At 70.0% G+C, this 11,822-nt stretch carries 9 protein-coding genes; 4 read left to right on the top strand and 5 right to left on the bottom strand.

What is annotated here, in order from left to right; translation table 11 throughout:
• Positions 1 to 47: 47 nt before the first annotated feature.
• Both JOE64_RS00500 and JOE64_RS00495 read right to left on the bottom strand, forming a co-directional pair.
• Positions 48 to 1,490 carry a CCA tRNA nucleotidyltransferase gene (locus JOE64_RS00500; RefSeq protein WP_204962454.1) on the bottom strand — a complete coding sequence of 481 codons (1,443 nt, stop codon included), beginning with the start codon at positions 1,488 to 1,490 and terminating at the stop codon, positions 48 to 50.
• A gap of 41 nt (positions 1,491 to 1,531) precedes the next feature.
• Positions 1,532 to 3,070: a DUF7059 domain-containing protein gene (locus JOE64_RS00495; RefSeq protein WP_204962453.1), complete on the bottom strand. Its 1,539-nt coding sequence runs from the start codon at positions 3,068 to 3,070 to the stop codon at positions 1,532 to 1,534.
• Positions 3,071 to 3,188: 118 nt separating this feature from the next.
• On the opposite strand from JOE64_RS00495, the gene JOE64_RS00490 reads away from it, so the two are divergent.
• The 4 genes from JOE64_RS00490 to trxA all read left to right on the top strand — a co-directional run bounded on the left by JOE64_RS00490 (position 3,189) and on the right by trxA (position 8,471).
• A complete protein-coding gene (locus JOE64_RS00490) occupies positions 3,189 to 5,348 on the top strand; it encodes a DUF6049 family protein (protein WP_204962452.1) in 2,160 nt (719 codons plus the stop codon).
• Position 5,349: 1 nt separating this feature from the next.
• Positions 5,350 to 6,960 (top strand): murein biosynthesis integral membrane protein MurJ, encoded by a 1,611-nt coding sequence (gene murJ / locus JOE64_RS00485; RefSeq protein ID WP_204962451.1) that lies wholly within the window; start codon positions 5,350 to 5,352, stop codon positions 6,958 to 6,960.
• 119 nt (positions 6,961 to 7,079) lie between these two features.
• A complete protein-coding gene (gene trxB, locus JOE64_RS00480) occupies positions 7,080 to 8,087 on the top strand; it encodes a thioredoxin-disulfide reductase (protein ID WP_204962450.1) in 1,008 nt (335 codons plus the stop codon).
• Positions 8,088 to 8,147: 60 nt separating this feature from the next.
• The gene (gene trxA, locus JOE64_RS00475; RefSeq protein ID WP_204962449.1) at positions 8,148 to 8,471 is read left to right on the top strand and encodes a thioredoxin; all 324 of its coding nucleotides are present in this window, start codon (positions 8,148 to 8,150) and stop codon (positions 8,469 to 8,471) included.
• 60 nt (positions 8,472 to 8,531) lie between these two features.
• Here trxA and JOE64_RS00470 read toward each other — a convergent pair whose 3' ends face one another.
• From JOE64_RS00470 to JOE64_RS00460, 3 genes are read right to left on the bottom strand one after another with little or no spacing between them, the layout of a single operon-like run.
• Positions 8,532 to 8,873, bottom strand: coding sequence for a tryptophan synthase subunit alpha (locus JOE64_RS00470; protein WP_204962448.1), 342 nt, complete (start codon positions 8,871 to 8,873; stop codon positions 8,532 to 8,534).
• Between the two features lie 42 nt (positions 8,874 to 8,915).
• Positions 8,916 to 10,001 (bottom strand): ParB/RepB/Spo0J family partition protein, encoded by a 1,086-nt coding sequence (locus JOE64_RS00465; protein WP_204962447.1) that lies wholly within the window; start codon positions 9,999 to 10,001, stop codon positions 8,916 to 8,918.
• Positions 10,001 to 10,933, bottom strand: coding sequence for a ParA family protein (locus JOE64_RS00460; RefSeq protein ID WP_204962446.1), 933 nt, complete (start codon positions 10,931 to 10,933; stop codon positions 10,001 to 10,003). The genes JOE64_RS00465 and JOE64_RS00460 overlap by 1 nt, the downstream gene beginning before the upstream one ends.
• Between the last annotated feature and the right edge of the window lie 889 nt (positions 10,934 to 11,822).

The following is an 11,822-nucleotide window of genomic DNA, read 5'->3' as shown; positions in this document are numbered from 1 at the left end:
GCGGCGCGCGCTCGGAGAAGCCGGAAAAGAGGGCGAGAGAGGGCGGGTCAGGACCGCGCGTCCCACCAGGCGCGCAGACGTTCCTCGGCTGTTTCGGGGCCGACCATCCCCTCGTCCAGGCGCAGGTCCAAGAGGAACCGGTACGCCTCGCCGACCTCGCGGCCGGGACCGATGCCGAGGATCTCCTGGATGCGGTTGCCGTCGAGCTCGGGCCGGATGGCGTCGAGCTCCTCCTGCGCCGCGAGCTCGTCGATGCGCCGCTCGATGTCGTCGTAGGCCGAGGCCAGTCGCTGCGCTTTGCGGCGGTTGCGGGTCGTGACGTCGGCCCGGGTCAGGATGTGCAGGCGCTCGAGCTGTGCGCCCGCGTCGCGCACGTACCGGCGTACGGCCGAGTCGGTCCACGCCCCCTCGGAGTAGCCGAAGAACCGCAGATGCTGCTCGATGAGCTGCGACACCGCGCCGATCGTGTCGGAGTCGAACCGCAGCGCGGCGAGGCGCTTTCGGGCCATCCGCGCGCCCTTGAGGTCGTGGTGGTGAAAACTCACACCGCCGCCGGGCTCGAGTTTGCGGGTCGCCGGCTTGCCGATGTCGTGCAGCAGCGCCGCGAGCCGCAGCGTGACGTCGGGCGGGGCGCCGGGGTGACGCGAGTGCTCCAGCGCGATGGCCTGCTGCAGCACCGTCAGCGAATGCTCGTAGACGTCCTTGTGGTGGTGGTGCTCGTCGATCTCGAGCCGCAGCGCCGGGATCTCGGGCACGATCTCGCCCATCAGGCCGGTGTCGACGAGCAGACGGATGCCCCGGACCGGGTCGTCGCTCGACAGCAGCTTCACGAGCTCGCCCTGCACCCTTTCGGGGCTGACGATGCCGATGCTCTCGCGCAGGCGCGACATCGCATCGAGCGTCGCCGAGGAGACGTCGAACCCCAGCTGGCCGGCGAAGCGCGCCGCACGGAGCATGCGGAGCGGGTCGTCGCCGAAGCTGACGTCGGGGTCGCTGGGGGTGCGCAGCACGCCGGCGACGAGGTCTTCGACACCCCCGGTGGGATCGACGAGGGCGGGCACCGGCAGCCGCAGCGCCATGGCTCCGACGGTGAAGTCGCGTCGGGCGAGGTCTCCCTCGAGCGTGTCGCCGAACGCGACGGTCGGCTTGCGGGTGACGCCGTCGTAGCTGTCGGCGCGGTACGTCGTGATCTCGACCTGCTCGGCCGTGCCGTCCGGTCCGCTGACCTTCGCGCCGATCGTGCCGAAGGCACGGCCGATGTCCCACGTGCCCGAGGCCAGGGGCTTCACGATCCGCAGGGTCTCATCGGGGCGCGCGTTCGTCGCGAAGTCGAGGTCGTTGACGTGACGGCCCAGCAGGGCGTCGCGGACGGGGCCGCCGACGATCGCCAGTTCGTATCCCGCCGACGCGAATGCGGCGCCGAGCTTCGCGACGATCGGCGAGGTGGCCAGCGCACCCAGCCGGTCGAGGCCCTCGGCCATGTTGAGCATGCATCGAGCCTACCGAGGGTCGGGCGTCCCGCCCGCAGTCCTCACACGATGCGGAGGAACCCCGTGAGCACGAGCTCGCGCACCCGCGGCAGCAGGTCGACGCGCAGCGCCGTGGCATCCACCTCGAGCAGCTGCGCGATCGCATCCGACAGGGCGCCGACGGCCAGGTCTCCGTCCGAGGCGCCGACGAGCGCGGCCAGCGCCGGATCGACCTCGATCGTGCGGGCGAGCCCGCCGCCCTGTCGCAGCTCGATGACGCTCGGCGCCTCGGCCCCCGGTAGGTGGTGCCGTGCCTCGGTGACATCGCCCGAGACCGTCAGCACGGCGTCCGCGAGCGCGCCGTCGTCGAGGCCCGCGAGCGCATCGGCGGCGGCGAGCGCATCGGCGAGATGAGCGCCCAGGCCCCCTTCGATTCCCGACCCGACCGGCCCGGTGACCCGTTCGAACCGCCGAAGCGTGGGCGTGCCGGATGCCGCGCGGCGCAGCACCAGGTACCCGAAGCCGACGCCTTGCACTCCACGGGCGGCGAAGTCGGCGAGCCACGCTTCGATAAGGCGGGCGTAGCCGGGAGTCCCCGGCGCGGTGCCGCCGTCGCGCACCCAGAGCTCGGCATAGGCGAGCGGGTCGAGCCGCTCGCGCTCGACGATCCAGGCATCCAGCGGCACCGGTGACGCGTCGATCCACCCACGGACGCGCTCCAGTCCGTCCGCGTCCGCACGGTACTCCCAGTTGCCCAGCAGCTGCGCCGTCCCGCCCGGCTGCAGGACCGCGCCGACTCCGCTCACGAATGCGGCGACGAGATCGTCGCCCGCGAACCCGGCGTCGCGGTACTCGTAGGCCGGAACGCCGTCGACACGCGGGGTGATGACGAAGGGCGGATTCGACACGACCCGGTCGAAGAGCTCGCCCGCGACAGGAGCGAACAGACTGCCCAGGCGCGTCTCGATGCCGTCGACGTCGTTCAACAGGGCGTTCAGGCGGGTGAAGGCGAGAGCGCGCTCGGACACGTCGGTCGCCACGACCCGGTCCGCGAAGCGGCGCGCGCGCAGCGCCTGCACGCCGCAGCCCGTTCCGAGATCGAGCACCGAGCCGACCCGGGTCGGCAGCTGCAGACCCGCAAGGGTGAGGGATGCCCCGCCGACGCCGAGCACGTGCCCCGTCGGCAGGGGGCCGCCGACGGCGGCCTCGTCGAGGTCGCTCGCGATCCACCAGAGGCCCGCACCGTCGGCATCCACGTAGTCCTGCGGACGCAGCAGCGCATCGGGGCGCACCTCGTCACCGTCGACCGTCGCCAGACCCAGCGCAGCGAGCCCTGCCGCGCCGGTGCGTGCCAGCGCGGCATCGACGGATGCCCGTGGGGTCGGCACCCCGAGGAAGAGCAGCCGGGCGAGCGTCACCAGCGGCGATGCGGCAGCGCTGGCCAGTGCGGCCAGCGCGGGGCCGTGCAGCCCATGGCCGACGGCCTCGTCGGCGAGAGGGCCCCACACGGTCCGCACCGCATCGGCGGTGTACCCCGCCTGCTGCAGGTCGGCGCGCAGGTCGGCGCAGCGCTCCGGGTCGGGTCGCAGCTCACGGGTCATCGGGGCTCTTTCTCTCGCGTATCGTCGGGCGCGGCTCGTCACGGAGAGCGCACAGGGGGATGACCCTAGAATCGCACCTGATCGAGCGGCTCGAGTCGCTCGCGAGTCGACACCCGTCATGACCCCTCACTCTCCTGCTCTCGCGCCTGTCCACCGGACGCGCCGGACCGCCGCCGTCCCGGCGGTTCTCGTGACGGTACTCGCCCTCCTTCTGATGCTCGTGCCGGTCTCAGCAGCCCGCGGGGCGACGCCGTCACCGACGCCATCGCCGACGGGGTCGCCGGTCCTCTCCCTGCGAGTCGCGCCGGGAGCGGCAGGGGTCATCACCGCCGACCAGCCGGTCATCGTCACGGTGTCGGCGCAGAACACATCCGACACCCCGGCGGCAGCCGGAGCGGTGCGTCTGTCGAGTTCGCTGCGCCCCCTGGCGACGCGCACCGAGGTGCAGTCCTGGCTCGCCGCCGCGCCGACCGATGCGTCTCGCACCGAGGTCCCGGTAGGCGCCGGAGAGCTCGCCGCCGTCGCACCCCAGCAGACCTCGGGAACGAGCATCACCGTCGACCCGGCGGTCTTCGCCGGACGCGCCCCGGGCGTGTACCCGCTGCGCGCCGACTACGACGCGACCGGCGGCGCGCTCTCGGCCGCGAGCGTCGTGATCGTGCCCTCGTCCCCCGGCACGGGCGCACTCGGCGTCGTCGTACCGATCGTCGCCACCCCGTCCGGGTCCGGCCTGCTCACCGCCGCGGAGCTGTCCGAGCTCACCGCCACCGATGGAGAGCTCAGAAAGCTCCTCGACGCGGTCACGGGGACCTCCGCCATCCTCGCGATCGATCCCGCCGTCGTCGCGGCGGTCCGGGTGCTCGGCACCACCGCCCCCGCCACCGCGAAGACGTGGCTGGCCGACCTGATGGCGCTGCCGAACTCGCGATTCGCGCTGCAGTTCGGCGATGCCGACGTCGCCGTCCAGGTCGCCGCGGGTCTCCCCTTGCCCCTCGACGTTCCCTCGCTGACGCCCTATCTCGTCTCATCCGGGTTCGCGGGGGCATCGGAGGCTCCGACGCCCACCCCGACCTCGACGACGGACACGCCCACGGCACCGACGCCGATGCCGACCTCGTCGGCTTCCGGCGCGGTCACACTGCCGACCCTCACGCAGCTCACCGACATCGGATCCACAGCAGCGACCGTATTCTGGCCCGCGACCGGAACAGCCGGCAGCGAAACCGTCGCCGCGCTCTCGGGGCTCTCCACGGACGGCGGGCCGCCGATCACGCTCGTCGACTCCGGCGCATACGGGGATGACGCGGCGGACCGAACCGTCGGCGATTCCGCTCCGGCGTGGACCTCCGTCGGCGGAGCCCGCGTGCTCCTCGCGGACGCGGGTGCGTCTCGCGCCCTCACCGTCGCGGCCACGACACCGACGCCGATCGCACGGGCGGGCGCGCTGGCCGAGGCGAACGCCTACGGCGCCCTGGCCCTCGCCGCACACCCGGGTGCGCCGTTGCTGGTCACCCTCGACCGCACGATCGCCGCCTCACCCGAAGGGGTGCGGATCGCCCTGTCATCCGCATCGCGTCTGGGGGGACGCACCGCGACCGACCTTTCGACGCTCACCTCCGGCGCACCGTCAGAGGTCGCCCTGAAGCCCGCCGCCGTCGCGACCGAACGCGTCGGCGGCCTCGACGCCCTCCTCGGCGACGAGCGCACCCTCGCGGACTTCGCCACGATCCTCGCCGACCCCACTGTGCTCACCGTGCCCGAGCGTGCCGCGATGCTGCACGTGATCGGCGCCGGATGGAACGCCACCCCCGACCTGGCCGCTCAGGCCCTCGGCGCCCATCGCACGGCGACGCAGGAGACACTGGCATCCGTCGCGATCGTGCCGCCCAGCGACATCACCCTCGCGGCCACGAGCGCCCCGCTGGCCTTCTCGGTGCGCAACGACCTGCGCTGGCCGGTCACGCTGCAGCTGATCGCGACGGTGACCGACCCGCGCATGATCGTCCAGAACACGACCGCCGTCGACGCGGGTGCGGCCCAGAACACTCGGGTCCAGGTGCCCGTGCAGGCGCGCGTGGGCAGCGGCGAGTCGTCGCTGCACCTGCAGTTGCGCAGCCCCCAGGGCGTGGCCATCGGCGGCCCCGTCGCCGTGCACGTCGCCGTGCGGGCGGAGTGGGAGTCGGTCGGAGTCACCGTCATGGTCGCACTCGTGGCCGCAATGATCGTCCTCGGAATCGTGCGGACGCTCCGCAAGATCCGACGCAGGAAAGAGAGCTGAGATGGCTAGTCTCGGTCGCGCCAGCGCCATCATCGGGGCGGGCACGCTCTTCTCCCGGGCGACCGGACTCGTCCGCTCGATCGTCCTCATCGCGGTCATCGGATCGTTCCAGAGCAGGGCCGCGGATGCGTTCAGCGTCGCCTCGCAGTTGCCGACGAGCTTCTACGATCTACTCGCGGCCGGTGTGATCACCGGCATCATCGTGCCGCAGATCGTCAAGGCGGCATCCCACACCGATGGCGGCTCACGCTACGTCTCGAAGCTGCTGACCCTCGGCACCGTGGTGCTGGTCGCCGCGACGGCACTCCTCATGGCTATCGCCCCGCTGCTGATCATCCTGTACGCCCCGACGATGACCCCGGACCAGCACGCACTCACGGTGTCCTTCGCCTATTGGCTGCTGCCCCAGCTGCTGTTCTACGGCCTCTTCGCGCTGCTGGGCGAGGTTCTCAACGCCCGCAAGGTGTTCGGCCCGTACAGCTGGGCGCCGACCGTCAACAACCTCGTGTCGATCGCGGGGTTCGGGGTGTTCCTCGCGGTGTTCGGTGGCCCGTTCACCGCCGTGGGCGAATGGGATGCCGGCAAGGTCGCGCTGCTGGCCGGAACGGCGACCCTCGGCATCGCGCTGCAGACGGTCGTGCTGCTGTTCTTCTGGAAGCGCACGAGACTGCACGTGCGCCCCGACTTCCGGTGGCGCGGCATCGGGCTGCGCCAGATCGGATCGCTCGCCTGGTGGACGTTCCTCGCGGTCGTCGTCGGCCAGCTCGCCGGCATCGTTCAGACGAGGATCGTGACCGAGGCATCCGGCGACGCGAGTGTCGCCGTCATGCAGTACGCGTGGCTGATCTTCATGCTCCCGCACTCGATCGTGGCGATGTCGATCTCGACCACGTACTTCACCCGTCTCGCGGAGGACGTCACGACGGGCCGCTCGGAGCGGGTCGCCGCGAACCTCGACGAGTCGATCCGTGCGATCGCGGTCTTCGCCTTCGGATTCACCGCCGCGATCGGCGCGGCCTCGGTGCCGATCTCGCGGATCTTCAGCAACAGTGCGGAGGGCGCGGTCGCGACGGCCTGGGTGCTCGGCGGCTATCTCGTGGCGCTCGTGCCGTTCGGGGTGCTCCTCGTCATCCGGCGCGGCTTCTTCGCGTTCCAGGACACCCGCACGCCCTTCTTCTTCTCGTTCGTGCAGGCGGCGCTTGCCGCCCTCGGTGCGGGAATCGCCTGGGCCGCGGTGCAGGCCGGGATGCTGCCGCTCGGATTCCTCGCCGCCGCGGTCGCCCTGGCGCAGTCGCTGTCGACCTTCGTGCAGCTGCCGATGGCCGTGCGGCTGCTCGGACGCCACACCGACACCGGTGCGCTGCGTGCGACCTGGTTCGCCCTCGGACGATTCACCGTCGCCGCCGTGCCCGCATTCGTCGTCGGCTGGATCGTCTTCGTCGTACTCGGAGGCGCCGACGGCTGGCTGGCCAGCGATCGCCTCCTGGGTGCGATCGGCGCCTCGATCGTCGGCGGGGCGGCATTGCTCGTGTACATCTCCGCGCTCGCGCTCCTGCGCGCCCCGGAGCTCGGCATGGCCGTGCGCACCATCCGCCGCATCGCCGGGCGCTGACGGGCTCCTCGCCTCCAGCGTTCCCGAGGCGATCGGCCCTCGTCGCGGAATGCGCCGCGGCTAGCATGGGTTCTACGCAGAGCGGTCCTCATCAGGGCCCGTGCGGAGAGGAAGAGCACGTGCGACAGGTCATCATCATCGGTTCCGGACCGGCGGGTTTCACCGCCGCGATCTACGCGGCGCGTGCTAACCTCGCACCGCTCCTGATCGCCAGCTCGGTCGAGGCCGGCGGAGAGCTGATGAACACGACCGAGGTGGAGAACTTCCCCGGTTTCCCGGAGGGGATCATGGGTCCCGACCTCATGGCGAAGATGCAGGAGCAGGCCGAGAAGTTCGGCACCGAGGTGCTGTACGACGACGTGACCTCGCTGGAGCTGGCGGGCCGCGTCAAGCGCGTCACGCTGGGCAGCGGCGCGGTGCACGAGGCGGATGCCATCGTCTTCGCCACCGGCTCGGCACCGCGCAAGATGGGCATCGAGGGCGAGCAGCGCCTCTCCGGCCACGGCGTCTCGTACTGCGCCACGTGTGACGGGTTCTTCTTCCGTGAGCAGGCCATCGCCGTGGTCGGCGGCGGCGACTCGGCCATGGAAGAGGCGACGTTCCTCACCAAGTTCGCCTCGAAGGTCTACGTCATCCACCGTCGCGACGAGCTGCGCGCCTCGAAGATCATGCAGGAGCGCGCCTTCGCGAACGAGAAGATCGAGTTCGTGTGGAACAGCGAGGTCGCCGACGTTCTGGGTGGCGACGCCGTCACCGGCCTGCTGCTGCGCGACACGGTCGACGGATCGACCCGCGAGCTCCCCGTGACGGGCGTCTTCGTCGCGATCGGCAACGACCCGCGCACCCACCTGGTGCACGATCAGCTTCGACTCACCGAGCACGGCACCGTGTGGGTCGACGGCCGGTCGTCGCGCACGTCGCTGCCGGGTGTCTTCGCCGCCGGCGACGTCATCGATCCGACGTACCGCCAGGCGGTCACCGCCGCCGGCAGCGGGACGGCAGCGGCGCTCGACGTCGAACACTACTTGGCCTCGCTCGGCGACGCGGGAGCACCCGCGCCGGACGCCGCGGAGATCGACGGGCCGCCCGAGACCGACGCCGACGCCGTCGAGAACGACGCGGCCTGACGGAACAAACCCGGGCATCCGGGTGTTGGATCATTGCAACGCTTCTGTAAGGAGAAGAACATGACTGCGAAGGCCACGAACGAGAGCACCTGGCAGCAGGACGTCATCGACGCCGACGGTCCCGTGCTGGTGGACTTCTGGGCCGCGTGGTGCGGACCGTGCCGCATGGTCGGCCCCATCCTCGACGAGATCCAGTCCGAGCACAGCGACAAGCTGACGGTGCTGAAGCTCAACGTCGACGAGAACCCGAACCTCGCGATGCAGTACCAGATCACCTCGATCCCCGCGATGAAGGTGTTCCACAAGGGCGAGGTCGAGAAGACGATCATCGGTGCGAAGCCGAAGTTCGCCCTCGAGCAGGACCTCGCCGCCTACATCGGCTGACCCGTTTCTCTCGAAGGCCCTCGTCGCATCGCGTCGGGGGCCTTCGTCGTGTGCGTTCCGTCAGGAAGCCTCGGCGCGCACCGCGGCATCCCACCGGCGGTGCGGTTCGCTGCCGAGAAGGCGCCACACCGCGCGGGTGAGCGGCGGGTAGTCGAGCGCGATCTGTCGCAGCACACGGTAGTTCCTCGCCGCCGTGGGCCGGTTGCCGCCATCCGAGGCGATGTTCTCGGCACGAAGGATCAGCACGACCAGCTCGTCGACCGACGGCAGGTCTTCCATGAAGTCCCACGGGTCCTCGCCCTCGCGGATCCGCTCCTCGACGAGGACGGACAGCTCATCGGATGCCTCCGCGCGCAGAAGCTCGAGGCTTGCTCGTCGCGGCGCAGGCGGCTGATCAGTCACCACTCCAGCCTAAGCGGGATTGACGACGTCACGGCGCCGGGATCAGGGGGTTCCGTACTCCGTCTCACCCAGCTCGCCGAGGATGCGGTTCAGATCCTGGATGGTCGCGAAATCTATGTTGATCTGGCCTTTTCTGGCCGTCAGTGAGATCCGCACCTTGGTGTTCAGGCGATCTCCCAGTCGCTCGGCGACGTCGTCGAGGTGCGCACGACGAGCACCGGCCTGCGGTGCGTGCAGTCGAGCCGAGCCGCCCTTGGTGGTCGCCGCGGCGGCTTCGGCCGAGCGCACCGAGAGATCCTCGTTGACGATCTTGTCCGCCAGGCGCTGCATCTGCACGGAATCGTCGAGCGAGAGGATGGCACGTGCGTGGCCGGCACTGAGCACGCCGGCAGCGACGCGCTGCTGCACCGGCATCGGCAGCTTCAGCAGGCGGATCGTGTTGCTGATCTGCGGCCGCGACCGCCCGATGCGAGCGGCGAGCTGCTCCTGGGTGATGCCGAAGTCGTCGAGCAGCTGCTGGTAGGCCGAGGCCTCTTCGAGCGGGTTCAGTTGCGCCCGGTGCAGGTTCTCGAGCAGGGCGTCACGCAGCAGGTCTTCATCGGCCGTCTCGCGCACGATGGCGGGAATCGACGTCAGTCCCGCCTCGCGCGAGGCGCGCGTTCGACGCTCACCCATGATGAGCTCGTACGCACCGGCCTCGTTGCGGCGCACGACGACGGGCTGCAGCACACCGAACTCGCGGACGCTGTGGACGAGCTCCGCCAGGTCATCGGGGTCGAAGGTGGTGCGCGGCTGGCGGGGGTTCGGGACGATGTCGTTCGGGTCGATCGCGATCAGCCGCGCACCCGGCACCGAGACGAGGTCGGATTCGTCCGACGCGGTGGAGGGCTCGACGTCGGACGACGACGACGCGTCGACCACCGCGGCGGTCTCGCCTGACGACGACGGCGTGGCATCCGCCGCGTCGTCCCCCGTCGTCGCTGCGCCCTTCGTCGCCTTCGTGTCAGCGGTCGAGGCATCCTCCGTGCGGGCCCCGGGGAAGAAGACGTCGACAGGTCGCGACTGCGTGCTCTCCGATGTGGGGATCAGCGCGCCGATCCCCCGACCCAGGCCTGTTCGCTTCGCCATCAGTTGTTCTCCTCGTTCGTCGCCGTCAGGGATCGGCGAACCATTTCGACCGCTGCCTCGCGGTATGACACGGCGCCCACCGACTGTCCGTCGTAGGCGATGACCGTCTGCCCGAAACTCGGTGCCTCCGACACCCGCACCGAGCGCGGGATCACGGTTCGCAACACCTCCCGGGGGAAATGCGCGCGGACCTCGTCGGCAACCTGTTGCGCCAGACGCGTGCGACCGTCGTACATCGTCAGCAGGATGGTCGACAGGTGCAGTGCCGGGTTCAGGTGCTTCTGGATCATGCGGATGCTGCCGAGCAGCTGACTCAGTCCTTCGAGCGCGTAATACTCGCACTGGATCGGGATCATCAGCTCTGTCGCGGCGGTGAACGCATTGATCGTCAGCAACCCGAGCGACGGTGGGCAGTCGATGAACACGAAGTCGAGGTGCTCATCGCTGGCGCGGAGATACTCCTCGAGCGCGGTACGCAGACGATGCTCGCGTGCGACCTGCGACACGAGCTCGATCTCCGCCCCGGCGAGGTGGATGGTGGAGGGCGCGCAGAACAGTCGAGGCGACTCGGGGCTGGTCTGGATGATGTCCTTCAACGGAAACTCGTCGATGAGCACGTCGTAGATGCTCGGAATGTCCGCTGAGTGCGGAACTCCGAGCGCCGTCGAGGCGTTGCCTTGTGGATCGAGGTCGATCACGAGGACGCGGGCGCCGAGGGATGCCAGCGCCGCCGCCATGTTGACCGTGGTGGTGGTCTTGCCGACCCCACCCTTCTGATTGGAGATCGTCACCACCCGCGTCTCGCCGTCGAACGTCAGCTCCACACCGTCGAGCGCCTTGCGGCGCGAGGTGAGGTCAGCCAGCTCGCGGGCGATGGGACTGTCATCGATGGAGAAGGGTGCGGGAGTGGTCGCATTCTCCGAATCCGGCACCGTGAACTCCTGATCTTTCCGGGGACGATTCCACTGTAGTCGAGGCATCCGACGCGCGTGTCTGCCGTGGGTGTTTCACGTGAAACACACCGGCACCGGCGGTCGGGGCATGGCCTGAGATTCATCTCCGTCGCTCGACACCGCATCACAGCGCGAGCACCGAGACACCACGCCACCGGCGTCCACGGCCCTTCGCGAGAGACACGGAGCCGTCGCGAGGACGGGCGTTGAGGTGGCCTGTTGCGGGCCGTGAGCTGCTGAGATGCGGGCACTCCCCGCCCGGGGTAGGTTGCTTCGTCACGAGAGCGACCAGCTTTGTGCGGGACGGTGCGGACCACGTGATCCGTTTCACGTGAAACATCGTGAGCTGGCCAATTGCCGCGGGCAACGACTCCGCAACTGGACCCAGTTGGGCCCAGGAGATCAGATCCGCCGTGTCGCCTCCGGGTGGATACGAGCGTGGGGCACATAGATGGGTGAGCGCCTCGACGTCTCAGCCCTGTCGCCCCCCGCGAGGCACTCAGGAGGTCCCGAATCTGCTGCTGGCGGCGTCGACACGCAGATGGGTGTCATCGGAGCGAGGAAGGCCGACGCGACCGTCCGTCATGAAAAGCAGAGGACCGCGTGCGCGTCCGCTGGAGTAGCGGCGTCGGCTACCCCATCGAACAACCGCCTTTCCCACGCGCGACCCATGTCGGTCAACAGCACGTCATCATGCGCGCGCCGCAAGATCGTGCAGGGACGCTACGGCCTGCCGGCTCGAACAATGTCGCGAGCTGACCGATGCTGGGCCCCAGACCACGTGACGTCAACGGAACAGGCAGTCGCATCCACACCACCGTGGCACTCCCCGAATGGCATCATCGCCGTTCGAGGCCCCGAACGTTTC

Source organism: Microbacterium dextranolyticum (assembly GCF_016907295.1).
Lineage (GTDB): Bacteria > Actinomycetota > Actinomycetes > Actinomycetales > Microbacteriaceae > Microbacterium > Microbacterium dextranolyticum.
The sequence above is the reverse complement of the archived record's forward strand: the minus strand, read 5'-3'. Positions and strand labels throughout refer to the sequence as shown.

Excerpts from the sequence above, each read along its gene's own strand:
- JOE64_RS00500 (WP_204962454.1), bottom strand. The coding sequence starts at position 1,490 with ATGCTCAACATGGCCGAGGGCCTCGACCGGCTGGGTGCGCTGGCCACC.
- JOE64_RS00495 (WP_204962453.1), bottom strand. The coding sequence starts at position 3,070 with ATGACCCGTGAGCTGCGACCCGACCCGGAGCGCTGCGCCGACCTGCGC.
- JOE64_RS00490 (WP_204962452.1), top strand. The coding sequence starts at position 3,189 with ATGACCCCTCACTCTCCTGCTCTCGCGCCTGTCCACCGGACGCGCCGG.
- murJ (WP_204962451.1), top strand. The coding sequence starts at position 5,350 with ATGGCTAGTCTCGGTCGCGCCAGCGCCATCATCGGGGCGGGCACGCTC.
- trxA (WP_204962449.1), top strand. The coding sequence starts at position 8,148 with ATGACTGCGAAGGCCACGAACGAGAGCACCTGGCAGCAGGACGTCATC.
- JOE64_RS00465 (WP_204962447.1), bottom strand. The coding sequence starts at position 10,001 with ATGGCGAAGCGAACAGGCCTGGGTCGGGGGATCGGCGCGCTGATCCCC.